We start from the raw sequence: 24,220 nt of genomic DNA on the forward strand, positions 1-24,220 counted from the left end.
GGGGAGGCGCACAGGCGTTCGTGCGCGCCCCGGTGCGTAGACTCGACAGACGTCCACTCCCTCTCATCGACCCCGGAAGGCGGCGCGAATGGCTGTTCTCGAGACCATCGGCGGACCGCGCGACCTCGATCGCCTGACCCGCTCCGAGCTCGAGGCCCTGGCGCAGGAGATCCGGGACTTCCTGGTGCGCGAGGTCTCGAAGACCGGCGGTCACCTCGGCCCGAACCTCGGAGTGGTCGAGACGACGATCGCGATCCACCGGGTCTTCGACTCGCCGCGCGACGCGATCATCTTCGACACCGGCCACCAGTCGTACGTGCACAAGCTGCTGACCGGCCGCCAGGACTTCTCGGGCCTGCGTCAGCGCGGCGGACTGGCGGGCTACCCGCAGCGCTCCGAGTCGCCGCACGACATCGTCGAGAGCTCGCACGCGTCCAGCTCCCTGTCCTGGGCCGACGGCATCTCGCGCGCCTTCACGATGACCGGCCAGACCGACCGGCACGTCGTCGCGGTGGTGGGCGACGGTGCCCTCACCGGCGGCATGACCTGGGAGGCGCTGAACAACATCAGCGACGACAACGCCCGCGGTCTCGTCATCGTCGTCAACGACAACGGGCGCTCCTACGCCCCCACCATCGGCGGCATGGCCCGGTTCCTCAACGGAGTGCGCACCAAGCGCAGCTACCGCACGCTGCACCGGGGCTCGCGCGCCGTCTCCGAGCGGCTCGGCAGCCCTGCCGCCGCCGTCTACCGCGGGGTCCGCGGCGGGATGCACGGCTTCCTCAGCCGCTTCATCAACAACGAGGCCCTCTACTCCAACCTCGACATCAAGTACCTCGGCCCGATCGACGGGCACGACGTGACGGCGATGGAGGAGGCGCTCCAGCAGGCCAAGGACTACGGCCAGCCCGTCATCGTGCACGCGATCACGCAGAAGGGGAAGGGCTTCCGACCGGCCGTCGACGACCTCGCCGACCAGTTCCACGCCGTCGGCCAGATCGACCCCGAGACCGGGGAGCCGCTCGCCGCGCCCGGCGCCCGCTCGTGGACATCGGTGTTCGCCGACGAGATCGTGACCCTCGCCGACGAGGACGCCACGATCGTCGGCATCACGGCCGCGATGCTCCGGCCGGTGGGACTGCACAAGATGGCCGAGAAGCACCCCGATCGCGTCTTCGACGTCGGCATCGCGGAGCAGCACGCCGTCACCTCCGCCGCCGGCCTCGCGTTCGGAGGGTTGCACCCCGTCGTCGCGCTCTACGCGACCTTCGTGAACCGCGCCTTCGACCAGGTGCTGATGGACGTGGCCCTCCACCGGGCCGGTGTGACCTTCGTCCTCGACCGCGCGGGGGTCACCGGACCCGACGGCCCGAGCCACCACGGGATGTGGGATCTCGCGATCCTGCAGGTCGTCCCGAACATCCGCCTCTCGGCTCCCCGCGACTCGGTCCGCCTCCGCGAGGAGCTCCGCGAGGCCGTCGGAGTGACGGACGCTCCCACCGTCGTCCGCTTCTCGAAGGGCAACGTCGGCGACGAGATCGAGGCTCTCGAGCGGCTGCACGACGGGGTCGACGTGCTCTCGCGTGCCGAGCGCCAGGACGTGCTGATCGTGACCGTCGGACCGATGGCGACGATGGGCCTCGACGTCGCCCGTCGTCTCGCCGCCCAGGGCATCGGCGCCACGGTGGTCGACCCCCGCTGGGTCGTGCCCGTCCCGCGGAGCATCATCGAGCTCGCACGCGAGCACCGCCTCGTCGTCTCGATCGAGGACGGCGTCCGCGTGGGCGGCATCGGGACCCGCATCCGGCAGGACCTCCGCGAGGCGGGAGTCGACACGGCCGTCACCGAGCTCGGGCTGCCGGACCAGTTCCTCGATCACGCGAAGCGCGAGGAGATCCTCGAGGACGTCGGTCTCACCCCGCAGCACATCGCTCGGGACGTGGTCGCCCAGGTGCTCGGCAGCAAGATCCCCGTGGCTCGACCGCTCCCCGAGGAAGCCGCGGCGCACGACGAAGCCCGCACCGACTGAGGATCGACCCTCGGCGCCCGTCGCGCAGGGATCACCTGCGAGGCGGCCTCCGGGCGGCTCCGTCGTCGTGGGACCCGCGTCAGAGCCGGTAGACGAGCTCGATCGCGCCGCCGGAGAACGGCGTCGACCCCACGAGCTCGAAGGGCTCGGTGCGCCGCATCGGCAGGAGCGCCCGCCCGCCTCCGAGGAGGACGGGCGTGACCGTCACCCTGACCTCGTCGAGCGCGCCGGCCTCGGCGAAGCGGGCGGCGACGGCACCGCCGCCCACGATCCAGACGTCGCGCTCCCCGGCGGACTCCCGGATGGCCGGCAGCAGCTCGGAGACGTCGCCGGAGGCGAAGCGGACCTCACCGCCCTCGGGCTGCGGACGCTCGGCGGAGGTCAGGACCCACGCCGGCAGATCATAGGGCCAGGCGCCCTCGCGACGGACGAACTCGTAGGTGGTGGAGCCCATCACGACGGCCCCCACACTCGCGAGGAAGCGGTCGTAGTGCTCCTGGAACGCCTCGAAGCCGAACTGCAGGAGCCAGCCGAGGTCGTCGTCGGGATCGGCGATGAAGCCGTCGAGGGAGGAGGCGACGTAGTAGACGATGCGGGTCATGCGGGCACGGTACGACGGACCACCGACACGACCCTCGACGGCCGCCCGCAGCGCCGGCACCGCCTCCGGCTCACCGTGCGAGGCGGCGAGCCGGAGACGGTCATCGGGCGCGGCGTCAGTCGACGCCGCGGATCACCGGGTGGTGGAACGTGTCGCCGAACGCGCGCTCACTCGCTCCGACCCGGTCGAGGTAGGGCGTCAGCCCTCCCATCTGGAACGGGTAGCCGGCGCCCAGGATCAGGCAGAGGTCGATGTCCTCGGCCGCGTGCACGACGTCGTCGTCCAGCATCCGCTTGACCTCGTCGGCGAGCCCGGTCTCGACGCGCAGGCGCAGCTCCTCCGCGGTCATCGGGTCGGAGCCGCCGGCGACGATCGCCACCGCCCGCTTGTCGACGCCCTTCACCCGCCCCTTCGCATCGCGCTCGAACACGTGGCCCAGCTCGGCCAGCCGGTGCAGGTTGGCGCTCTCGAAGAAGCGGTCGGGGAAGGCCGCGTGGTGCGTGTCGAGCACGTGCGCTCCGACCTTCAGCCCGACCAGCTCGAGGAGCTCGAACGGCGTCATGGGCAGGCCGAACGGCGCGAGCGACTGCTCGACCACCTCGAAGGGCGTGCCGGTGTCGACCGCGTGCATCGCCTCGCCGAGCACTTTCGCGAGCACGCGGTTGACGACGAAACCCGGGGTGTCCCGCGTGATGACGGCGTTCTTCTTGAGCTTCGCCGCCGTCACCATGGCGGTAGAGAGCGTCTCCTCGTCGGTCAGCGGGGTCCGCACGACCTCGATGAGCGGCATGACGGCGACCGGATTGAAGAAGTGGAAGCCGACGAGGCGCTCGGGGTGCTCCAGACGCTCTCCGATCCGCTCGACGGACAGCGAGGAGGTGTTGGTCGCGAGGACGGCCGTGGAGGACACGTACCGCTCGATGTCGGCGAAGACCTCCTGCTTGACCGACAGCTCCTCGAAGACCGCCTCGATCACCCAGTCCGCGTCGGCGAACTCGGAGCGATCCGTCGTGCCGGTGACGAGACTGCGCAGGCGGTTGGCGTCGTCGGGGGAGAGGCGCCCCTTCGCGAGCAGCGCGTCGATCTCCCCGACGATCGTGGCCACGCCCTTGTCCACCCGCTCCTGGTCGAGGTCGGTGATGACCACCGGGACCTGCAGGCGTCGGACGAACAGGAGAGCGAACTGGGTGGCCATCAGGCCGGCGCCGATCACTCCGACCTTCGTCACGGGCTTGGCGATCGCCTTGTCGGGAGCACCGGCCGGCCGCTTGGCCCGCTTCTGCACCAGGTCGAAGGCGTAGATGCTCGCCCGGAACTGATCGCCCGAGATCAGATCCGCGAGGGCTTCGTCCTCGGCGGCGAACGCCTCCTCGCGGGTGGCGGTCTTCGCGCCCTTGAGGAGTTCCAGCGCGCGGTAGGGCGAAGCGGCGACGGTGCCGATGCGGGACTCGAGCTGCTTGCGGGCGATGCCGATGGCGGCGTCCCACTTCACCATCCGCTCGATCCGGCCGGGAGCATGGGGACGCGAGACGGTCACGGTCCCGCCCAGGACGCCGTCGGCCCAGCGCAGCGAGTCCTCGAGGAACGACGCCGACGGGAAGAGCGCGTCGGCGATGCCGAGCTCCAGCACCTCCCGCCCCTTGATCGTCCGATTGTTCTTCAGCGGGTTCTCGACGACGATCTTCAGAGCGTTCTCGATGCCGATCAGATTCGGGAGCAGGTAGGTCCCACCCCACCCGGGGATGATGCCCAGGAACACCTCGGGCAGGCCCAGCGCGGGGATCGACTCGTCGACGGTCCGGTAGTCGGCGTTCAGCGCGATCTCGGTGCCGCCGCCCAGCGCCAGCCCGTTGATGAAGACGAACGAGGGGACACCGAGGTCGGACAGCATGCCGAGGGTGCGGTGCCCGAGGCGAGCCAGCTGGCGGCCGAGCTCCCGGCTCGGGATGGTGCCCACCTTGCTCAGATCGGCGCCCGCGGCCAGGATGAACGGCTTGCCGGTCAGGGCGACGCCCTGGATCTCCCCGTCCGCCGCGCGCGCCTTCTGCGCGATCAGGACGTCGGCGAGCTCGAACAGGGACGCCGGACCCAAGGTGCTCGGCCGCGTGTGGTCGCGGTCGTTGTCGAGAGTGACGAGCGCGAGCACGCGCCCGCTGGCGAGCCGGACGTCGCGCACGTAGGAGTGGGTGACGACCTCCCCCTCCGTGAGGTCTGCGAGGTCCTCGAAACCGTCGAGCATGATCAGCGTCCCTTCCGTCGTGCGCGCTTGCCGTCGAAGTGCGGGTTCTCCCAGACGACGGTTCCCCCCTGGCCGAGCCCGACGCACATCGCCGTGAGCCCGTAGCGCACCTCCGGGTGCGCCTCGAACTGCCGCGCGAGCTGGATCATCAGGCGAACGCCCGAGGAGGCGAGCGGATGGCCGACGGCGATCGCTCCGCCGTACTCGTTGACCCGGGGGTCGTCGTCGTCGATGCCGAAGTGGTCGAGGAACGAGAGCACCTGCACCGCGAACGCCTCGTTGAGCTCGAAGAGGCCGATGTCCTCGATGCCGAGACCGGCCTTGCGCAGCGCCTTCTCGGTGCTGGGGACGGGGCCGATGCCCATGATCTCCGGCTCTACCCCGGCGAAGGCGAAGCTGACGAGCCGCATCTTGGTGGAGAGCCCGAGCTCCTTCGCCGCGTCCGCGCTCGCGAGGAGCGAGACGGTCGCCCCGTCGTTCAGACCGGAGGAGTTGCCCGCGGTCACGCGCCCGTGCGGGCGGAACGGGGTGCGGAGCCCCGCCAGCCCCTCGAGGGTCGTCTCAGGACGGGGCGCCTCGTCGGCGGTGGCGAGGCCCCATCCGGAGGCGCTGCGAGTGGCGACGGGGATGAGGTCGGGCTGGATGTCGCCGGACTCGTACGCCGCCGCGAGCTTCTGCTGGCTGCGCAGCGCGTAGCGATCGGAGCGCTCCTTGGTCAGCTGCGGGAACCGGTCGTGGATCTTCTCCGCCGTCTTCCCCATGTTCAGCGCCTCGTCGCCGACGAGGCGCTCGGACAGGAAGCGGGGGTTGGGATCGGCGTCGAACCCCATGGGGTGGCGCCCCATGTGCTCGACACCGCCGGCGATCACCACGTCGTACGCGCCGAAGGCGATGCCGCCCGCGGTCGCCGTCACCGAGGTCATCGCGCCGGCGCACATCCGGTCGATCGCGAAGCCGGGGACGCTGCGGGGCAGCCCCGCGAGCAGCGCGGTCGTCCGCCCGAGGGTCAGACCCTGGTCCCCCCGCTGCGTGGTCGCCGCGATCGCGACGTCGTCGACGCGATCCTTCGGGAGCGACGGATTGCGCTCCAGCAGACCGATCATGGCCTTCACGACAAGGTCGTCGGCCCGCGTCTGCCAGTACATGCCCTTCTCGCCGGCACGCCCGAACGGAGTACGGACTCCGTCGACGAACACGACTTCGGATCTCTCGGCCACAATGCCTCCCAGGAACTCACGGTCGCCCCGATCGTAGGAAGAGCACGGCTTCGACCGGAATCCTTTGCCGCTTCCTACGAAGCGGTTTCCGTGCTCTCCTCGGGCGCTTGGGCGGCTTCCACAAACGCGGTCACGAGCGGACCCGCCGTCGCGTCGATCTGCCAGGAGCGCGCTCCGCCCCGCGTCAGCTCGGCGGCGACGGTCTCCGGCGTCAGCGGTTCCGGCGGATTCCACGCCAGCCGGCGCAGCAGGTCGGGCGTGAGCAGGTTCTCGACGGGCAGCGACAGCAGCTCGGCGATCTCGATGACGACGGCGCGGGCCGACTTGAGCCGCAGATCGGCGGCGGGGTTCCGATCGGCCCACGCCCGGGGCGGAGGGAGTGTCTCGACGGCGGGCCGGGTGGCCGAGGGGAGGTCCTCGGTGCTCAGACCGCGCTGGATCGCCGCCCACCAGCGCTCCACCTCGCCTCGGCTCGCGCGGCCGGTGAAGTCGCGGCGGCCCGAGAGCTGACCGATGCTGCTGGGGATGTTGCGGGCGACCGCGACGATCGAGGAGTCGGGGATCAGGCGGCCGGGCGCGATGTCGCGCTCCCGGGCGAAGGCGTCCCGCGCCAGCCAGAGCTCACGGGCGACGGCGAGGGCGCGGAGTCCGCGCAGCGAGTGCATGCCCGAGAGCCGCCGCCACGGGTCGGCCAGGGCGGCCTTCGGCTGCCGGGCCAGGGTGGCCTCGAACTCCTCGCGCGCGATGCGGGTCTTGCGCGCCTCGATGAGCATCTCCTCCATCCGGTCGCGGAGGTCGACCAGGAGCTCGACGTCCTTCGCGGCGTAGACGAGCCAGCTCTGGGGGAGGGGACGGGTCGACCAGTCGGCCGCCGAGTGCTCCTTGGCGAGGTGGATGCCCAGCAGGTCCTCGACGACCGCTCCGAGACCCACCTTCGCCAGTCCCAGCAGGCGGGCCGCCAGCTCGGTGTCGAAGATGCGGGTCGGGTCCAGGCCCACCTCGCGCAGGCACGCGAGATCCTGGCTGGCGGCGTGCAGCACCCACTCCTCGTCGCCGATGACCTCCTGCAGAGCATCCATCCGGCCGATCGCGGGAGGATCGAAGAGGAACGCGCCGGCGCCGCGGCGGTACACCTGGATGAGGTACGCGCGCTGCGAGTACGTGAAGCCGGAGGCGCGTTCGGCGTCGACCGCGACGGGCCCCTCGCCAGCGGCGAGGGCGTCGACGGCGGCGAGGAACTCGTCGCGGGTGGAGAGGACGCGGTAATCAGTCACGGTTGTTCCGTCGGAAGGCGAGCGAGGTCACACCGTCGCTCGATACGGGCGGGAGGCCCGCGAGCATGCACAACAGCTCACCCCAGCCTTCCACGTGGGCGGCGAGCTGCGCATCCTCGGGACTCCAGGACGCGCGGATCTCGATCTGGGCGCCGTCGCCCTGGGCGGAAAGCTCGCCGAATCCGGTCGAGAGGACCTTCGTCGCCGTGCCGGACGCCGCGTGGTAGGCGGCACCCCGGGTGTCGAGCGCATCGATCAGCCACGACCAGGCGACCTCGGCGAGGAACGGGTCGGTGCCGATCTCGACCTCGAGCGGTGCCTGCGCGAAGCAGACGACGCGGAAGGCGCCGCCCCACTGCTCGGGCTCCTCGGGGTCGTAGAGGAGGATGAAGCGCCCGGTGCCGAGCTCGGAGTCGCGCCCGTGCGGATGCGGGGCGACATCGGCGGACAGGGCGAGGGCCCACGGAGCGAGCCCGGTCGGCGACGGGATCTCGGACACGGTCAGCTCGGAGCGGGTCGAGACCGCGCGGATCGCCTCCGTCGCGGCCCGGAACTCCTCCGGTGGCTGAGACGGCGCTGGGAAGTCGGGCACGCTCCGAAGACTAGAGTTCCCGCATGCCCGATCCCCGCAGGCACGCCGCGGAGGGTGGTCGGCGCACCGGCGCCCTCCTGCTCGCTCTCCTCGCCCCGCCCGCTCTCGCCGCGACGCTCGCCCTGGCGGCGTCGGCCCTCGTCACCGCCTTCCTGCGCGGGGTCGTGATCCCGCCGTCGCGACGGAGCGAGGACACGAGAGTCCTGGACGTACGGCCCGACGCGCGCGAGATCGTCCTCGCGGCCGGGCCGGAGACGACCGTGAAGGGCGGCTTCAGCCTCTGGTTCGACGGCGGCCGGGGCCACGCCCGCGTCGGTCGGATCCTCGCCACCGGTGCGGGCAGGGTCGTGCGCGAGCTCGAGACGGTGGATCGGGGACGGCTGCGCGCCGGTGCCCGCGCGCGCATCAACGGCTGGCTGTTCCTGTCGCCGCGCCAGACGCAGGTGCCGTTCACGGCGGAGCAGGTCCCGACCCAGTACGGCCCCGCGCCCGCCTGGCTCTTCCCGGGCGGCGACGGGACGACGTGGGCGATCCACGTGCACGGCCGCGCCACCCACCGGGAGGAGACGCTCCGCGGCGTCCCGGTCCTCCACCGCGCAGGGCTGACCTCCCTCGTCGTCTCCTACCGCAACGACGGCGACGCCCCCTCGAGCCCGGACGGACGCTACGGCCTCGGTGACACCGAATGGCGGGACGTGGACGCCGCGATCCGCTTCGCCCAGGAGCGGGGCGCCCGCGACGTGGTGCTCGTGGGCTGGTCGATGGGCGGGGCGATCGCCCTGCAGACGGTGCTGCGCTCGCCCCGGCGGCACCTGATCGCCGGACTCGTCCTCGACTCCCCGGTCATCGACTGGCACGAGACCCTGCGCGGCCAGGCGCGGCTGCGGGGGATCCCGCCGGTGATCGCGGCGCTCGCCCTGACCGCCATGCAGAGCCCGCTGTCGACCGCCCTCACCGGGCAGAGCGCCGTCGTGCCGCTCGCGGACCTCGACCTCGTGTCCCGCGCCGACGAGCTCACGACTCCGGTCCTCCTCCTGCACAGCGTCGACGACGACTTCGTGCCGAGCGGGCCCTCCGAGGCGCTCGCGGCGGCGCGCCCCGATCTCGTCGAGCTCGTGCTGGTGCAGGGTGCTCGGCACACCAGGATCTGGAACGACGACCCCGGCCGCTGGGAGCGGGCCGTCGAGGGCTGGCTGCGGCGGCAGGCGCTCAGCGGGTCCGCGTCCAGCGCGCATAGGTGAAGCCGGCGTCGTCGACGGCGAGGCGCTCGAGCGAGTAGGAGTCGTCGCCGACCGCTCCGGTCGCGGCGACGGGCAGCCCGGGGAGGACGACGCGCGGAGCGGTGGTCAGGCAGATCTCGTCCACGAGTCCGGAGGCGAGGAGCTGGCCGGACAGCGAGGCGCCGCCCTCGCAGACGACGCGGTCCAGACCGAGCGCGGCCAGGGCGGCGAGCACGTCCTCGACGCGCATCCGCCCGTCCCGAGCGGGGACGTGCACGACCTCGGCACCGTCGGGGACCGCGGCGGGAGAGTGGAGCGACTCGGGGACGAGGAGGAGCACACGAGCACCTTCTTGCAGCTCCAACCGGTGACCGGCGAGATCGCCGCTCGAGGAGACGATCGCCAGCGGGACCCGCCGGGGGACGCGGTAGCCCTCGGCCCGGACGCTCGCGGCGCCGACGAGGACCACCTGCGCCTGCGCGCGGATCACTCCGAGGATCGTGCGGTCGACGCGATTGGTGAGCGTCTCGCTCGTGCCGTCCGAGCCGATGCTCGAGCCGTTCACGCTCGCGATCATGTTCAGTCGGACGCGCACCGAGTCGGAGGGCCGGTACGCGTCCTCGACCGCCGCTCGGGCGCCGTCGTCCCCCAGGCGGACCGCGGGTCCCGCGGGGACGAGCGGCTGGAGGATCACGCGGCCAGGTGGGCGCGGATCTGGCGCTTGGTGCGGCCGAGCAGGGCGCTCATCCCGCGCAGGCGCAACGGCGAGACGGCCTCGGACAGGCCGATCGTCTGGGGGAAGTCGTCGGGGACGGCCAGGACCTGCTCCGGCGTCAGTGCGTCGAGCCCCTGAGCGAGGATCGAGGCGAATCCACGGGTCGTGGGAGCCTCCCGCGGCGCGGTGGCGTGCAGGTGGATCACGTCGCCGTCGAACTCCACGACGATGAAGACGGGGGACTGGCACTCCTCGACCCGCTCGAAGAGATCCGGGTGATCGCGGTAGCGCTCGGGCAGCTCGGGGAGGTCGTTCGAGAACTCGAGGAGGAGCTGCAGCCGCTCCGGCTTCTCGAGGGCGAGGAACTCGTCGCGGATGTCGCGCAGAGCAGCGGGCAGCAGGTCGTCGGAAGTCATCCCGTCCATCCTCTCAGAGCAGGAGACCCCGGCCGCGGAGCGGTCGGGGTCTCCTGGACGACGGTCAGCGGGCCGCGGGGGCCTCGCCGGGCTCGGAGCCCTTGACGATGGGGACGCGCACAGCGCTGCCCCACTCGGTCCACGAGCCGTCGTAGTTGCGGACGCCCTCGAAGCCGAGGAGGTGGGTGAGCACGAACCACGTGTGCGACGAGCGCTCGCCGATGCGGCAGTAGGCGATCACGGTGTCGCCGTCCTGCAGGCCGGCTCCGTCGCGGTAGATGCCGTTCAGCTCGTCCAGCGGTCGGAACGTGCCGTCCTCGGCGGCGGCCTTGCCCCACGGCACGTTCTGCGCGCTCGGGATGTGGCCCGCGCGCAGTGCCCCCTCCTCCGGGTACGCCGGCGCCGTGGTGCGCTCGCCCGAGAACTCCTCGGCGGAGCGGACGTCGATCAGCGGGTTGCCGAAGTGCGCGAGGACGTCCTCCTTGAACGCGCGGACGTCCGCGTCGCGGCGCTCGACGACGGGGTACTCGACCGCGTCGGGCGCGGACGCGTCCGTCGTGACGGGGCGGCCGTCGGCGATCCACTTGTCGCGGCCGCCGTCCAGGAGACGGACGTCCTCGTGACCGAAGAGGGTGAACACCCAGAGGGCGTAGGCGGCCCACCAGTTGTTCTTGTCGCCGTAGACGACGACGGTCGTGTCGCGGGCGATGCCCTTGGCGCCGAGGAGGGCGGCGAAGGCCGCGCCGTCGATGTAGTCGCGCTCGACCGGGTCGTTGAGGTCGGTGTGCCAGTCGATCTTCACCGATCCCGGGATGTGGCCGGTCTCGTACAGCAGGACGTCCTCGTCGGACTCGACGACCACGAGACCCGGGGTGCCGAGCCGTTGCTCGAGCCACTCACCGCTGACGAGTCGTTCGGGGTGCGCGTAGGCGGCGAACTTCGGCGACGGATCGAGTTCAACGGACAAGGAGGACCTCCAGGGTGGTGCGCGGAGCGCGGGCGTGAATCCAGGAGCGGGCTACGCTGGAGCCCGCCCTTCAGCGACAGTACGCGCCCCCGAGCGCGGGTGCACGGAAGGCGCCGTAAGAGTTCGACACAGAGCCGGGAGCCCTCCGGCGCCGGGCCGGACGGTTCGATGCAGAGTCAGACAGAGCGGCCGGCCCCCTCCGGACGCACGATGCGAGGTGCGCGTGATCCCCGACGACGTCCGTTCGACGAGCAGCCTCACGACGCGCTCGCCGCAGATCAGCGGTCACGAGATCGCCTCGACGCTCGTACCGCCCCGGCAGTTCGAGGGCGCGACCTTCGAGAGCTACCGCCCGGACCCGGAGTACCCCTCGCAGGCCGAGGCCGTCGAGGCTCTGCGCGCCTTCGCCGCGGGCGGCGGCTCCCGGGGCGGCGGCGGGTTCTTCGGCTTCGGCCGGAAGAAGGCGCCCGAGGTGAAGCCCGGCGTGTACCTCGACGGCGGCTTCGGCGTCGGCAAGACGCACCTCCTCGCGGCGATCTGGCACGCGGTGCCCGGCCGCACCTACTTCGGCACGTTCATCGAGTACACGGCCCTCGTGGGGGCGCTGGGCTATGCGGCGACGGTGTCCCTCCTCAAGGGATCGGCGCTGCTCTGCATCGACGAGTTCGAGCTCGACGATCCGGGCGACACGATGCTGATGACCCGCCTGCTGGGCGAGCTCGTCGCCTCCGGGACCCGCATCGCGGCCACCTCGAACACGCCGCCGAACGCGCTGGGCGAGGGCCGGTTCGCCGCGGCCGACTTCCTCCGCGAGATCCACGCGATGGCGGAGCACTTCCAGACCATGCGGATCGACGGGACCGACTACCGCCGCCGCGACATCGAGGGCCACGCCGTCGTGCGCACGGACGAGGAGATCTCGACCGCGCTCGCGCAGGCGCCCTCCGGAGCGGTCGTCACCGACGACGCCTTCCGCGCGGCCGTCGACCACCTGGGCTCCGTGCACCCGTCCCGCTACATCAAGGTCATCGACGGCGTGGACGCGATCGTGCTCCGCGACGTCACCGCGCTGACCGATCAGACCGACGCCCTCCGCCTCGTCGCCTTCATCGACCGCGTCTACGACGCGCAGATCCCCGTCCTCGCCTCGGGTGTGCCGCTGGACGAGGTCTTCGGCGGCGACATGCTCACCGGCGGCTACCGCAAGAAGTACCTGCGCTCGATGTCCCGGCTCATCGCGCTCACGAGCATGAGCCCTTTCCGGTCGTCCGCTTCGTAGGATCGGGGGCTCCACGCCCCGTCGGCGGTCCGGCGCCGAGCGCCTCGGCAGGTCCGTGTAACGCGTTGTTCACACGAACGGCTTCCCTGTAACGCGCTCGAAACGCAGGTCCCCTCGAACCGAAACGTCGCGCCGCCAGACTGACGGGCGTACTCAAGCGACTCGACTCCGCTGACGCCCAGGCGTTCTCCGGGTCGCTCCTGCGCACCCGAAGAAAGGTTTCAGAATGGATCAAGGCAACACCGCCTTCCTTCTCATCGCCGCAGCACTCGTGCTGCTGATGACGCCGGGACTGGCGTTCTTCTACGGCGGTCTCGTCCGGGCGAAGAGCGTCATCAGCATGATGATGCTCAGCTTCGGCGCGATGGGGCTGATCGGAGTCCTCTGGGTCCTCTACGGCTACGCCATCGTGTTCGGCAACGGCCCCGCGGGCCCCGCCGGCACCGACTCCTTCTTCGGCATCGACGGCTTCCTCGGCATCGACGTCGCGCAGATCGGTCTGCAGGGCGTCTACAACGACGCGCTCGCCGAGCAGACCGGCGCCTACCCGACGATCGCCTTCGCCGCGTTCCAGGCCACGTTCGCCATCATCACCGTCGCGCTCATCTCGGGTGCGATCGCCGACCGCGCCAAGTTCGGCGCGTGGATGGTCTTCGCCGGCGTCTGGGCCACGGTCGTCTACTTCCCCGTCGCCTCCTGGGTCTTCAACTTCACCGTCGGCGACGAGGGCGTCGTGGACGGCGGCTGGATCGCCTACAACGTCGGCGCGATCGACTTCGCCGGCGGCACCGCGGTGCACATCAACGCCGGTGCGGCCGCCCTGGCCCTCGCCCTGGTCCTGGGCAAGCGCGTCAACTTCACCAAGGGCGCGCACCAGCCGCACAACCCGCCGTTCGTGCTGCTCGGCGCGGGTCTGCTCTGGTTCGGCTGGTTCGGCTTCAACGCGGGCTCGGAGCTCGCGGCCGACGGCATCGCGGCGATCGCGTTCCTGAACACCATCGCCGCTCCCGCCGCCGCGATCCTCGGCTGGCTCGTCGTCGAGAAGATCAAGGACGGCAAGCCCACCTCGATCGGCGCCGCCTCGGGCGCCGTCGCAGGTCTCGTCGCGATCACCCCGGCGTGCGCCAGCCTCTCGCCGTTCTGGGCGATCGTCCTCGGCGTCATCACCGGTGCGGTCTGCGCCCTGGCGATCGACCTCAAGTACCGCCTCGGCTACGACGACTCGCTCGATGTGGTCGGCGTCCACCTGGTCGGCGGCCTCATCGGAACGCTCTACATCGGCTTCTTCGGAACCGACGTCGGACTGTTCCTCGGCGGCGGCTTCGCCCAGCTCGGCGCTCAGGCCCTGGCGGCCTTCACGGTCCTCGCCTACTCGTTCCTCATGACCCTCCTGATCGGCTTCGTGATCCAGAAGACCATCGGGTTCCGCGTCAAGAACGAGGACGAGGTCGCCGGGATCGACACCGCGATCCACGGCGAGGCGGGCTACGTCCTCGCGGACTGACCCCTCCACTCCGCACTGCACCCGACGGGGTGCCGCCCTCTCGAGGGCGGCACCCCGTTCCCGTTCCCGCGCGCGGCCGTGCTTCCGGGCTAGGGTTCCCGGGTGACTTCCTCACGCTCCGTCGTGTCCCTGCTCCTCCGACTCCTCGGCCGCACCGTCGCGCCGAGGCCCGACGCGGGACCGCCGGCGCAGCGTCCCTTCCTGACGCCCACGGCGACCACTCCCGGCGCGAGCGGCGTCGGCCGCACCGTCGAGGTCGACCCCGCCCGCCTCCGCGGGGTGCACGCGGGCTACGCGCCCACTGCCGACGGCGATCCCGACCCGGGCGAGATCGTCTGGACCTGGGTGCCCTACGAGGAGGACGACGGGCGCGGCAAGGACCGCCCGGTGCTCGTCCTCGCGGTCGAGAAGGCCGGTACGGTGCTGGCGGTGCGCTTGAGCTCCAAGCAGCACGACGGCTACCTGCCGGTCGGCACCGGGGAGTGGGACGCCGAGGGGCGGCCGAGCTGGGTCGATCCGGAGCGGGTCTTCCGCATCCACCCCGCCGGTATGCGCCGCGAGGGCGCGGTGCTCGAGCGCTCGCGCTTCGACACCGTCGCCAGGACCGTCTCGGCGCGCTACGGCTGGCGCTGACCGTCCGGCCTCAGCCGATCGGATCGATCGGGACGAACTCCGGGTACTTCGCCGTGCGGCCGTCCCCCGAGGAGGTGCCGGTGAGGCGACGGCGCACCCAGGGTGCGACGTGCTCCCGGTAGTAGCGCGCGGACCCGAGTCGCGACGCCTGATCCGACGGCATCTCCCGCCACTGGGACGGGGGAGTGAGTCCCAGTGAGCCGAGCACCTTCGAGGCGACGCGGTGGTGGCCCCGCGGTCCCATGTGCAGCCGGTCCTCCGACCACATCCGGGGGTTCTGGAACGCGGGGTCGTTCCAGTTGTCGGCGACCACGACGTCGTCGCGGGCCTCGATCCGGCGCAGCACCGCGCTCGTCAGTGCGTCTCCGCGCCGCTTGATCATCCGGCCGAGGGGGAGCCTGGCCGAGGGGTCGGCTCCGGCGAGCGCGATCAGGACGACGCCCTCCTCGTCGCAGCGCTGCAGCACTCGCGAATAGGAGTCGGCGATGCGCTCGATGTCGGCGCGCGGCCGCAGCATGTCGTTCCCGCCCCCGTTGAAGGAGAGGTGAGTGGGCTCGAGCGCGAGAGCGGCCTCGAGCTGCTCCTCGACGATGGGGCGGATGAGCCGACCGCGGATCGCGAGATTGGCGTACTCGATCCGCTCGCCCCTCGCCTCGGCCCAACCCTGCGCGGCGAGATCGGCCCAGCCCCGGGTCGATCCGTCGGGCAGCTCGTCGCCGACGCCCTCGGTGAAGGAGTCGCCGATCGCGACGTAGCGGACGGCGGTCATCGATGAACTCCCCAGCGGCGCATCATGGCACTGTAGCGGGCGGGTGCTGGACGCGTCCGGGGGGTCGACGCCGGCCGCGGTCGCGGGGTCAGTGCTCCCAGCCGACCAGCCAGGACACGCCGTACCGGTCCCGCACCCGTCCGTCGGTCGCACCCCACGGCCTCGCCTCGAGAGGGTCGACGACCCGGCCGTCCTCGGCGAGGGCGTCGAACCAGCGTGCGAGGACGTCCGGCGCCGCCGTGCCGAGGAGTGCGAAGAGCACGCCCTCGAGATGCAGCGGCTCCTCGCCGACCGCGGTGTCGGAGCCGGCGAGCGACACCGGCCCCGTGAGCACGCCGTGGGCGATCAGCCCACCCGGGCCGTCGGTGCGACCGAACTGCTCGAAGGTGTGCAGCGACAGGTCGCCGCCGAAGACGTCCCGGTAGAAGCCGAGGGCGTCGCGCGCAGTGCCGGGGAACGCGAGGTAGGGGAGCGGAGCGGTCATGACGGTCACCCTAGGACGCGGCTGTCCCTGTCGGCGAGCGCCTGCTTCAGGCGCCGGTGCCTCGGTGGCCGAACGCGTGCAGGTCGAGATCGGCGCTGAGCCGATCGCTCACGCGGCGGCCGCGGACGCTCGTCCCGGACGCGTCCAGCGGAGGGCTGACCACGGCGGCTCCGAGGCGGCCGGGCACCGCGAGGACGAGGGCGCCCGAGACGCTCGACTTCGCCGGGATGCCGACCGCCTGCATCCAGCGGCCGGACCCGTCGTACACGCCGCAGGTCGCCATGACCGAGAGGACGTCGCGAGCCACTGCGGGCGGTACGACGCGCTCCCCGGTGACGGGATTGACTCCGCCGAACGCGAGCGTCGCGCCCATCACGGCGAGCGCCCGGGCGTCGACCAGCACCGCGCAGGCCCGGGCATAGGAGGAGACCGCGTCGTCGGCTCCGACGTGCATCGTCCCCTCGGAGCGCATGAGGTGCGCGAGAGCGTGGTTGCGGTCGCCGAGCAGGTGCTCGTTGCGGGCGACCCCTTCGTCGACCTCGAGCGGGCGTCCCGCGAAGGCGGACAGGCCGCGGAGGATGCGCTCACTGCGCTCCCGGGCACCGTCGCCGTCGACGAGGGAGGCGGTCAGCAGCGCGCCCGCGTTCACCATGGGGTTCGGCGGGCGGCCGGTCCCGCTCTCGAGCTTGATCGCGTCGAAGGCCTCGCCGGTCGGCTCGATGCCCACGCGCTCGAGCGCCTCCCCGTCGGTGTCGAGCAGCGCCAGGGCGAACAGGAACGGCTTCACGGCGGACTGGATGCTGAAGAGCACGTCGGCCTGCTCGCTGGAGCGCACCGAGCCGTCCGGCAGCACGAGAGCGAGGCCGCAGAGGCGCGGGTCGGCTGCGGCGAGCTCGGGGATGCTGTCGTCGACGGCTCCGTCGTCCTCGAGGTCGTCGGCGAGGACGCGACGGCGCAGGGCGTCGAGGTCGTAGGTGCGGGGATCGGCGGCGTCGCTCATGGCTCCAGCGTGACACGTGCTGCGACCTGCAGCGCGGGAGGCGGTGCAGACTCCGCCCGGTGACTACCCTGGCCGGATGAGCACTCCGCGCCCCCTCGAGCAGTCCGCGAAACTCCGGAACGTCCTCTACGAGATCCGGGGGAAGGCGCTCGTCGAGGCGTCGCGGCTCGAGAGCGAGGGGCACCGCATCCTCAAGCTCAACACCGGCAACCCGGCGGGCTTCGACTTCGAGGCCCCGCACCAGATCGTGCGGGACATGATCGCCGCCGTGCCCCACGCGCACGGCTACAGCGACAGCCGCGGGATCCTCTCGGCCCGTCAGGCGGTGACGTACCGCTACGAGGAGATCGCGGGATTCCCGCCCGTCGACCCCGAGTGGGTGTTCCTGGGCAACGGGGTGTCGGAGCTGATCACGATGACCATGCAGGCACTCCTGGACGACGGCGACGAGGTCCTCATCCCCGCCCCCGACTACCCCCTGTGGACCGCGATGACGAGCCTCTCGGGTGGGACGGCGGTGCACTACCGCTGCGCCGAGGAGGACGGCTGGCAGCCGGACCTCGAGGACATCCGCTCGAAGGTGACTCCGCGGACCAAGGCGATCGTCGTCATCAACCCCAACAACCCCACCGGCGCGGTCTACAGCCGCGCGGTGCTCGAGGGACTCGTCGCCGTTGCGCGGGAGCACTCCCTCCTGCTGCTGGCCGACGAGATCTACGACCGCATCCTGTACGACGACGCTCAGCACATCCCGCTCGCGTCGCTGGCGCCGGACCTGCTCTGCCTGACCTTCAACGGACTGTCCAAGACCTACCGCGTCGCGGGCTACCGCTCGGGCTGGCTGGCGATCACCGGTCCGCGCGACCACGCGGAGGGGTTCCTCGAGGGCATCACGCTCCTCGCGTCGACGCGGCTCTGCCCGAACGTCCCGGGGCAGTACGCGATCCAGGCCGCCCTCTCCGGGGTGCAGTCGATCGAGGCGCTGGTGGCACCGGAGGGGCGCCTGCACCGGCAGCGGGACGCGGCGTGGTCGGGGCTCGAGCGGATCCCGGGAGTGTCCTGCGAGCTGCCGAGAGGGGCCCTGTACGCCTTCCCGCGGCTCGATCCCGACGTGCACGACATCCGGGACGACGGGAGGCTCGTCTACGACCTGCTGCTCGCGGAGCACATCCTGCTGGTGCCGGGGACGGGCTTCAACTGGCCGACGCCGGATCACCTCCGCATCGTCACCCTCCCCGAGGAGCGGGTGATCTCGGAGGCGATCGAGCGGCTCGGCAACTTCCTGGCGTCCTACCGGCAGTAGCCGCCGCCCGGACCGGTCAGCGCAGCAGCGCGCGCAGATCCTCCACGGTGCGTCCGTGCAGGGTCGGCCAGAGGGTGCGATCCGGGCCCTCCGCCAGCGGAACCCGGTGCGGGACCCCCACCGCCGCGGCCCCCGAGGCCACCGCCGCGGCGAGCCCGATCGGCGAGTCCTCGACGGCTGCGCAGTCCGTGATCGGGACTCCGAGGCGGTGGGCGGCGAGGAGGTAGGGCTCGGGATGCGGCTTGCCGCGGGAGACGTCCTCCCCGGTGACGACCCCGGCGAGGACGACGTGCTCGGCGAGCGCCGCCGCCACGATCGAGGCGAGACGGCGGGACGAGGTGGTCGCGATCGCCTGGGGGATCCCGGCGGCCGCGACGCCGCGGAGGAGCTCGAGCGCTCCGGGCCGCCACGCGATCCTCGCGCGCAGGTCCGCTGCGACGTCCCCCTCGAGCTCCTCCTCCATCGCGCGGTCGTCGAGCCCGACCCCCGCGCCCCGCAGCGCGAGGGCGGTCTGCTCGAGGGTCGAGCCGACGAAGGCCAGAGCGTCGTCCTCGCTCCACTCGCCGCCCCACCGCGCCACGAGACGGCGCTGAGCGGCCATCCAGGCGGGTTCGGAGTCGACGATCGTCCCGTCCATGTCCCAGAGGACGGCGGCGAGCGGCCCCCTCACGCGGCGGCCCCGTCCGCGGGGGCGGTTCCGGTCCTGCTGCGCACCGAGAGCGCGGGCGCGAGGACGACGGCGAGGAGGCCGGCGAGCGGGACCACGGCCAGGCCGACGCGGAGACCGGCGCTGTCGGCCACGAGCCCGACGACCGGCGGCGACAGGAGGAATCCGAGGCGCATCAGCCACGAGACGAGCGTCACTCCGGTGCCGGCGCGCAGCCCGGGGATCTCGTCGGCCTCGTGCATGGCCGCGGGCACTGTCGTGGCGAGACCGAGGCCGGCCGCGGCGAAGCCGAGGATCGTGCCGGGAACGGAGGGGAGCAGGAGCGCCGCGCCCATCCCGACGAGCGCGATCGCGCCGCCGGTGCGCACCACCGCGCGCTGACCGAAGCGGTCCACGAGGCGGTCGCCGAGGATCCGACCCACGAACTGCGCGCCCACGAGGGCGACGAACCCGGTGGCGGCGACGGCGGCCGGCGCCTGGAGCTCCCCCGAGAGGTAGACCGCAGCCCAGGTGGAGGCGGCGTCCTCGACCAGCGTTCCGGCGATCGCGACGCCCACGAGGGCGGCGAGCAGGAGCACGACGCGGCCTCTCGCGCTCGACCGGGGACCGGTCGTCGCCCTCTCGGGGCGCTCGGCGTCATCGCGGCCCGGGAGGCAGAATCGCAGCGCCGTCAGGGCCACGATCGCGAAGAGGGCGCCGGAGAGAACGAGGTGCGTCGAGCGGGGGAGGCCCACGGCGATCGCTCCCGCGGCCATCGCCCCGCCGAGGACCGCTCCGATCGACCAGAGGGCGTGGAAGGAGTTGATGAGCGAGCGGCCGAAGCGGCGCTGCACCCGCAGGCCGTGCGTGTTCTGCGCGACGTCGGTGACGGCGTCGGTCGCGCCGGACACGAGCAGGGCCGCCGCGAACGCGAGGAGGGTCGGCGAGACGCCCGCGACCACGGTGCCGATCGCCGTGAGGATCGTGCCGAGGACCGCCGCGCGACCGCTGCCGATCCGGCGCAGCACGGCGCCGGACGCGAGGCCTGCGAGGATCGCGCCGGCTGGGAACGCCGCGATCGCGACTCCGTACGCGGCGTTGTCGAGCTCGAGGTCGGCCTTGATCTCGGGGAAGCGCGGGACGAGGTTGGCGAAGAGCGCCCCGTTGGTCAGGAACAGAGCGGCGACGGCCCCGCGGGCACGGCGGACCTCTCTGCTCGGAGGAGCGGCAGCGGGAGCAGACATGCGTACGACCGTACACGCAGAGTGTACGATCGTGCGCATGACCACGGACCACTTCGCGGGAGACGACCGCACCAACCGCGAGCGCATGCTCGCCGGGGACCTCTACCTCGCCGATGATCCGGAGAGCATCCGGATCGCGCAGCGCGCCGTGCGCCTCGCCGACGCCTACCACCGCGCCTCCCTCGCCGACGAGGACGCCGCCCGACCGCTCCTCGAGGAGCTCCTCGGCGAGCTCGGCGAGGGCGCCTTCGTGAAGCCGCCGCTGTTCGTCGACTACGGCGAGAACATCCGCATCGGCGCCCGCACCTTCGTGAACTACCACCTCACCGCCCTCGACGTCGCGCCGATCACGATCGGCGAGGACTGCCAGATCGGACCGAACGTCCAGCTGCTGACGCCGACGCACCCGATCGAACCCGGGCCGCGACGCGACAAGCTCGAGGCCGCCCGGCCGATCACGATCGGCGACAACGTCTGGCTCGGCGGCGGCGTGATCGTCTGCCCGGGTGTGAGCATCGGCGATGACAGCGTGATCGGAGCGGGGGCGGTCGTGACCCGCGACATCCCGTCCGGTGTCGTCGCGGTCGGCAGTCCGGCCAGGGTGATGCGGAGGGTCGACGAGTGAGCGGGGACGCTCCGGCGCGTGCGGCGCGGCGGACGGATCCGCACCGGCGCGACCGCATCATCGACGCCTGCCTGGAGGTGATCGCGGAGGCGGGCGTCTCGGGGACCTCGCACCGACGGGTGGCGGCGGCCGCCGACGTGCCCCTGGGCTCCATGACCTACCACTTCGCCGGCATGGACGAGCTGCTGCACGCCGCCTTCTCGCGCTTCGCCGACTCGGTCGCCGACCAGGCGCAGCGGCGGATGGACGCGGCCGGCTCGCCCGAGCAGGCCCGGCAGGCGCTCGTGGACCTGGTCGTGCACGACGTCCTGGGCAGCCATCGCGAGCTCGTCCTCACCCACGAGCTCTACACGCTCGCTGCGCGCCAGCCCGCGTTCCGCAGCCTCACCCACTCGTGGATGGCCAGGACGCGCGCGGCACTCGAGCAGCACTTCGACCCGGCGACCGCGCGGATGCTCGACGCGCTGATGGAGGGGCTGACGATCCACCGCGCTCTGGACGACGAGCCCGCCGACGACGCGCTGGTGGAGGAGGCCGTGCGGCGGATCCTCCTCTGAAGGGCGCGCCGCCGCACCCCGGAGTAGCATCGGCGCGTTCCCGCGACGAGAGGACCCCATGACCCCGAGCGACGAGATCGACGCCCTGATCGCCCGCACCCCCGACTGGCGCGGGGAGACCCTCGCCGAGCTGCGCCGCGTCGTCCTCGCCGCCGACCCCGGCATCGTCGAGGAGTGGAAGTGGAGGGGGGCACCGGTGTGGGAGCTCGACGGGATCCTCTGCGTCGGCAACGTCTTCACCTCGAAGGTCAAGCTCGGCTTCCTCTACGGCGCCTCGCTGCCCGACCCGCAGGGCGTCTTCAACGGCGAGCTCGGCGGCAACCAGCGCCGCTCCGTCGAGTTCGCCGAGGGCGACCGGGTGGACGCCGGCGCCCTGACCGCACTCGTGCAGGAGGCGATCGCCTTCAACCGCCGACGCGTCGGCGAGCGCGCGGCCGCTGCGATCGCGAAGCGGGAGGCGGCCAAGGCCGCTCGCGCAGCCGCGAAGCCCTGATCAGGCCCGAGCGGCCTTGACGTAGGCGACGAGCGCGTTGGCGTGCCCGTGCCCGAGACCGTGCTCGGACTTCAGCCACGCCACGACCTGCATGTGCGGCTCGGTGTCGAGCCGCGCGTCGACCAGGTCCAGCCACTCCTGCACGGGGCGCCCGTAGGTCTTCTCGATGCTGGGGAAGTAGGACGCCGGCCCCTTGGGCTTGGAGCCGTCGGCGGGGGGTTCCGGAGCGAGCACGCGGTCGGTCATGCCGTCACCCTAACGACCGGGCGCCGCCCGCACGAGTGCCCGCGAGCGGTTCGCCGGCTCCGTAGTCTCGGAGCGTGGAAGCGGAGCGGACGGACGTGCTCGTGGTCGGCGGCGGTCCGGTGGGCGTCCTCCTCGCCGCCCTGCTGGCGCGATCGGGGATCGACGTGCAGGTGTGGGAGCGCCGGGTCGCGCTCCCAGCGGGATCACGGGCGATCGGCATCCATCCGCCGTCCCTCGATGTCCTCGCCGGGATCGGCGCGGCCGAGTCCGTCCTCGCGGAGGCGGCGCTCGTGACCCGGGGCATCGCCGGCAGTGAGGGCCGCGCCCTCGGTGCCCTGTCGTTCGCCCGCGCCTCGCGCTCGCACCCCTACGTCGCGACCCTCGATCAGCACCGCACCGAGTCGATCCTCCGGGGGCGGCTCGAGGAGCTCTCGCCCGGGGCCCTGCGACCCGGGCTCTCCCTGACGGCTCTCCATCGGCGAGGTCCGCACATCGAGGCTGTCGGCCTGACGGACGGCGGTGGGACGGCCACCGTCCGCGCCTCGTTCGTCGTGGGGGCGGACGGAGCCCGGAGCACGGTGCGCGATCTGCTCGGCATCGGCGTCTCGGGCCGCGACTACCCCGACCGCTACGTGATGGGGGACTTCGCCGATCCCGAGCCGGCCTCCCTCGCGGGCTCGGCCCTCGTCGACGTCGGGCCGGCCGGAGTCGTGGAGTCGTTCCCGCTTCCCGGGGGTCGTCGCCGCTACGTGGCACTCGTCGGAGCGGACGCCTCGCTCGGCGCTCCCGCCTGGCGCCCCGAGGACCCGCCGGACCACGACGCGGCGGCGCGTCTCGCAGCGGTCGTCCGCTCCCGCACCGGCGCACCGGTCGATGCCGCGACCTGCACGATGGTGAGCGGCTTCCGGGTCCGCCGTCGCGAGGCCGGCGCGCTCGACGACGGCAGGGTCGTGCTCGTCGGCGACGCCGCGCACGAGATCAGCCCGATCGGCGGTCAGGGGATGAACCTGGGCTGGCTCGACGCCGCGGCGCTGGCTCCGCTCCTGGCGGAGTCGCTCCGCTCGGGGACTCCCGGTCCCTGGCCGTCCTACGCGCGGCGGAGGGCGCGGGCCGCCCGGCGGGCCGCTCGCCAGGCGGAGCTGAACATGGCGCTCGGGAGGCCGCTCGGTGCGGCCGCGCACCGCGGGCGAACGGCACTGCTGCGCGTGCTCCTCGCGCTGCCGACGTCGCACGTCCTGGCGAGGGTCTACGCGATGCGCTGGTCCTGACCTCAGGCGACCAGGCGCGCGCCCGACAGGCCGAGCTCGACCACCAGCACGAGCGAGGCGGCGATGACGATCCGGAAGAGCAGCCGCGTCGGCGGCCCGGTCAGCACGAGGCGGACGCCGACAGCGGCGAGGACGACGACCGCGAGGGTGCCGACGACCGCCAGGAGGGCGCCGGGACCGCTGACGGGATCGTCGCCCGACAGCTGGCCGACCAGCACGAGGAGCGCACCCGCGATCAGGGACCCGAAGGCGACGACGCCGGACAGGCGCAGTCCGAGCCGGTGCGGGAAGCCGCGGACCCCGGTGGCCGCGTCGTCGACGAGGTCGGGGAGCACGTTCGTGCAGTGGATCGCGACACCGAAGACGGCGCCCGTGGCGATCGCCCACGCGGCAGGGAGCGCCCCACCCCCCGCCGAGACGGCGACGACGGGCAGGAGGCCGAAGGCCACGACGAAGGGCACCACCGAGAACGCGGTGCGCTTGAGCCCGGCGTCGTAGACCCAGCCGGCCGCGACGAGGACGAGGTGGGCGACGGCCGCCACCGGTCCGAGCAGGAGGGAGAGCAGGATCGACGCGGCAGCCGTGCCCATCGCCGCTGCCCGGACCGTCCGGACGCTGATCAGGCCCGACGCGACCGGCTTGTCGGTGCGGCCGACGGCGCGATCGCGGTCGACGTCGATCCAGTCGTTCGCGAGGCCGATCGAGAGCTGACCGCAGACGACGGCGAGGGCGACCAGCACGACGGTGCCCGGGGGGCGGCCCGCGGCGGCGGCGAGCACTGTCGCGAGCACCGTCACCGCGACCGTGGGCCCGGGGTGGGACGAGGCCAGCAGGAGGCGCACCCGGGACGTCATCGTGCCAGCCTACGGGCCGCTCTCCACCGCGCACGCAGACCGGTT

The 24,220-nt window shown here is 72.5% G+C and carries 25 protein-coding genes; 10 read left to right on the forward strand and 15 right to left on the reverse strand.

Annotation, left to right across the window (positions count from 1 at the left end):
• Positions 1-88 precede the first annotated feature (88 nt).
• Entirely contained in the window at positions 89-2,029 is a 1,941-nt protein-coding gene (gene dxs / locus IOC53_RS11225) for a 1-deoxy-D-xylulose-5-phosphate synthase (protein ID WP_207405743.1), read from the forward strand.
• A 79-nt stretch (positions 2,030-2,108) separates the two neighbouring features.
• On the opposite strand, the gene IOC53_RS11230 is transcribed toward dxs, so the two are convergent.
• The 5 genes from IOC53_RS11230 to IOC53_RS11250 all read right to left on the reverse strand — a co-directional run bounded on the left by IOC53_RS11230 (position 2,109) and on the right by IOC53_RS11250 (position 7,952).
• Complete coding sequence (locus tag IOC53_RS11230) at positions 2,109-2,630, reverse strand: dihydrofolate reductase family protein (RefSeq protein WP_207405745.1); 522 nt, start codon at positions 2,628-2,630, stop codon at positions 2,109-2,111.
• A gap of 115 nt (positions 2,631-2,745) precedes the next feature.
• Positions 2,746-4,869: a 3-hydroxyacyl-CoA dehydrogenase NAD-binding domain-containing protein gene (locus IOC53_RS11235; RefSeq protein ID WP_207405747.1), complete on the reverse strand. Its 2,124-nt coding sequence runs from the start codon at positions 4,867-4,869 to the stop codon at positions 2,746-2,748.
• Positions 4,870-4,871: 2 nt separating this feature from the next.
• On the reverse strand, positions 4,872-6,086 hold the full coding sequence (locus tag IOC53_RS11240; RefSeq protein ID WP_207405748.1) for a thiolase family protein: 1,215 nt from the start codon (positions 6,084-6,086) through the stop codon (positions 4,872-4,874).
• Positions 6,087-6,160: 74 nt separating this feature from the next.
• Complete coding sequence (locus IOC53_RS11245) at positions 6,161-7,360, reverse strand: ribonuclease D (RefSeq protein ID WP_207405750.1); 1,200 nt, start codon at positions 7,358-7,360, stop codon at positions 6,161-6,163.
• Positions 7,353-7,952, reverse strand: coding sequence for a DUF3000 domain-containing protein (locus IOC53_RS11250; RefSeq protein ID WP_207405752.1), 600 nt, complete (start codon positions 7,950-7,952; stop codon positions 7,353-7,355). The genes IOC53_RS11245 and IOC53_RS11250 overlap by 8 nt, the downstream gene beginning before the upstream one ends.
• A gap of 23 nt (positions 7,953-7,975) precedes the next feature.
• Here IOC53_RS11250 and IOC53_RS11255 point away from each other — a divergent pair, with 23 nt between their 5' ends.
• On the forward strand, positions 7,976-9,193 hold the full coding sequence (locus IOC53_RS11255) for an alpha/beta hydrolase (RefSeq protein ID WP_207405754.1): 1,218 nt from the start codon (positions 7,976-7,978) through the stop codon (positions 9,191-9,193).
• Here the strand turns inward: IOC53_RS11255 and IOC53_RS11260 are convergent.
• From IOC53_RS11260 to IOC53_RS11270, 3 genes are all read right to left on the reverse strand, one after another.
• The gene (locus IOC53_RS11260) at positions 9,162-9,866 is read right to left on the reverse strand and encodes a dihydrofolate reductase family protein (protein WP_307786167.1); all 705 of its coding nucleotides are present in this window, start codon (positions 9,864-9,866) and stop codon (positions 9,162-9,164) included. The genes IOC53_RS11255 and IOC53_RS11260 overlap by 32 nt on opposite strands.
• Positions 9,863-10,303 (reverse strand): SufE family protein, encoded by a 441-nt coding sequence (locus IOC53_RS11265; RefSeq protein ID WP_207405756.1) that lies wholly within the window; start codon positions 10,301-10,303, stop codon positions 9,863-9,865. The genes IOC53_RS11260 and IOC53_RS11265 overlap by 4 nt, the downstream gene beginning before the upstream one ends.
• Positions 10,304-10,367: 64 nt before the next feature.
• A complete protein-coding gene (locus IOC53_RS11270; protein ID WP_207405758.1) occupies positions 10,368-11,270 on the reverse strand; it encodes a sulfurtransferase in 903 nt (300 codons plus the stop codon).
• Positions 11,271-11,496: 226 nt separating this feature from the next.
• Between IOC53_RS11270 and zapE the strand changes: the two genes are divergently transcribed.
• The 3 genes from zapE to IOC53_RS11285 all read left to right on the forward strand — a co-directional run bounded on the left by zapE (position 11,497) and on the right by IOC53_RS11285 (position 14,686).
• Entirely contained in the window at positions 11,497-12,549 is a 1,053-nt protein-coding gene (zapE, locus tag IOC53_RS11275) for a cell division protein ZapE (RefSeq protein WP_207405798.1), read from the forward strand.
• Positions 12,550-12,775: 226 nt separating this feature from the next.
• Positions 12,776-14,053 (forward strand): ammonium transporter, encoded by a 1,278-nt coding sequence (locus IOC53_RS11280; protein ID WP_207405760.1) that lies wholly within the window; start codon positions 12,776-12,778, stop codon positions 14,051-14,053.
• A 102-nt stretch (positions 14,054-14,155) separates the two neighbouring features.
• Positions 14,156-14,686, forward strand: coding sequence for a type II toxin-antitoxin system PemK/MazF family toxin (locus IOC53_RS11285; RefSeq protein ID WP_307786168.1), 531 nt, complete (start codon positions 14,156-14,158; stop codon positions 14,684-14,686).
• A gap of 10 nt (positions 14,687-14,696) precedes the next feature.
• Here the strand turns inward: IOC53_RS11285 and IOC53_RS11290 are convergent, their stop codons facing one another.
• From IOC53_RS11290 to glsA, 3 genes are all read right to left on the reverse strand, one after another.
• On the reverse strand, positions 14,697-15,455 hold the full coding sequence (locus IOC53_RS11290) for an SGNH/GDSL hydrolase family protein (protein ID WP_207405762.1): 759 nt from the start codon (positions 15,453-15,455) through the stop codon (positions 14,697-14,699).
• A gap of 88 nt (positions 15,456-15,543) precedes the next feature.
• The gene (locus IOC53_RS11295) at positions 15,544-15,939 is read right to left on the reverse strand and encodes a VOC family protein (RefSeq protein ID WP_207405763.1); all 396 of its coding nucleotides are present in this window, start codon (positions 15,937-15,939) and stop codon (positions 15,544-15,546) included.
• Positions 15,940-15,985: 46 nt separating this feature from the next.
• A complete protein-coding gene (gene glsA / locus IOC53_RS11300) occupies positions 15,986-16,939 on the reverse strand; it encodes a glutaminase A (RefSeq protein ID WP_207405765.1) in 954 nt (317 codons plus the stop codon).
• 76 nt (positions 16,940-17,015) lie between these two features.
• On the opposite strand from glsA, the gene IOC53_RS11305 reads away from it, so the two are divergent.
• Complete coding sequence (locus tag IOC53_RS11305; RefSeq protein WP_207405767.1) at positions 17,016-18,242, forward strand: pyridoxal phosphate-dependent aminotransferase; 1,227 nt, start codon at positions 17,016-17,018, stop codon at positions 18,240-18,242.
• Positions 18,243-18,258: 16 nt separating this feature from the next.
• On the opposite strand, the gene IOC53_RS11310 is transcribed toward IOC53_RS11305, so the two are convergent.
• Together IOC53_RS11310 and IOC53_RS11315 are read right to left on the reverse strand one after the other, a co-directional pair.
• A complete protein-coding gene (locus tag IOC53_RS11310) occupies positions 18,259-18,912 on the reverse strand; it encodes an HAD family phosphatase (RefSeq protein WP_307786169.1) in 654 nt (217 codons plus the stop codon).
• Entirely contained in the window at positions 18,909-20,132 is a 1,224-nt protein-coding gene (locus tag IOC53_RS11315) for an MFS transporter (protein ID WP_207405769.1), read from the reverse strand. The genes IOC53_RS11310 and IOC53_RS11315 overlap by 4 nt, the downstream gene beginning before the upstream one ends.
• A 37-nt stretch (positions 20,133-20,169) precedes the next feature.
• Here IOC53_RS11315 and IOC53_RS11320 point away from each other — a divergent pair, with 37 nt between their 5' ends.
• From IOC53_RS11320 to IOC53_RS11330, 3 genes are read left to right on the forward strand one after another with little or no spacing between them, the layout of a single operon-like run.
• Entirely contained in the window at positions 20,170-20,757 is a 588-nt protein-coding gene (locus tag IOC53_RS11320; RefSeq protein ID WP_207405771.1) for a sugar O-acetyltransferase, read from the forward strand.
• The gene (locus IOC53_RS11325) at positions 20,754-21,314 is read left to right on the forward strand and encodes a TetR/AcrR family transcriptional regulator (RefSeq protein ID WP_207405773.1); all 561 of its coding nucleotides are present in this window, start codon (positions 20,754-20,756) and stop codon (positions 21,312-21,314) included. The genes IOC53_RS11320 and IOC53_RS11325 overlap by 4 nt, the downstream gene beginning before the upstream one ends.
• A 58-nt stretch (positions 21,315-21,372) precedes the next feature.
• Complete coding sequence (locus IOC53_RS11330; RefSeq protein WP_207405775.1) at positions 21,373-21,807, forward strand: DUF1801 domain-containing protein; 435 nt, start codon at positions 21,373-21,375, stop codon at positions 21,805-21,807.
• On the opposite strand, the gene IOC53_RS11335 is transcribed toward IOC53_RS11330, so the two are convergent.
• Positions 21,808-22,053, reverse strand: coding sequence for a DUF4287 domain-containing protein (locus tag IOC53_RS11335; protein ID WP_207405777.1), 246 nt, complete (start codon positions 22,051-22,053; stop codon positions 21,808-21,810). It abuts the gene before it with no gap.
• Between the two features lie 74 nt (positions 22,054-22,127).
• Between IOC53_RS11335 and IOC53_RS11340 the strand changes: the two genes are divergently transcribed.
• Positions 22,128-23,321 (forward strand): NAD(P)/FAD-dependent oxidoreductase, encoded by a 1,194-nt coding sequence (locus IOC53_RS11340; RefSeq protein ID WP_207405779.1) that lies wholly within the window; start codon positions 22,128-22,130, stop codon positions 23,319-23,321.
• A gap of 2 nt (positions 23,322-23,323) precedes the next feature.
• Here IOC53_RS11340 and IOC53_RS11345 read toward each other — a convergent pair whose 3' ends face one another.
• Positions 23,324-24,175 carry a UbiA family prenyltransferase gene (locus tag IOC53_RS11345; protein ID WP_207405781.1) on the reverse strand — a complete coding sequence of 284 codons (852 nt, stop codon included), beginning with the start codon at positions 24,173-24,175 and terminating at the stop codon, positions 23,324-23,326.
• Positions 24,176-24,220 lie beyond the last annotated feature (45 nt).

This window comes from Rathayibacter sp. SD072 (genome assembly GCF_017355185.1).
Classification (GTDB): Bacteria; Actinomycetota; Actinomycetes; order Actinomycetales; family Microbacteriaceae; genus Rathayibacter.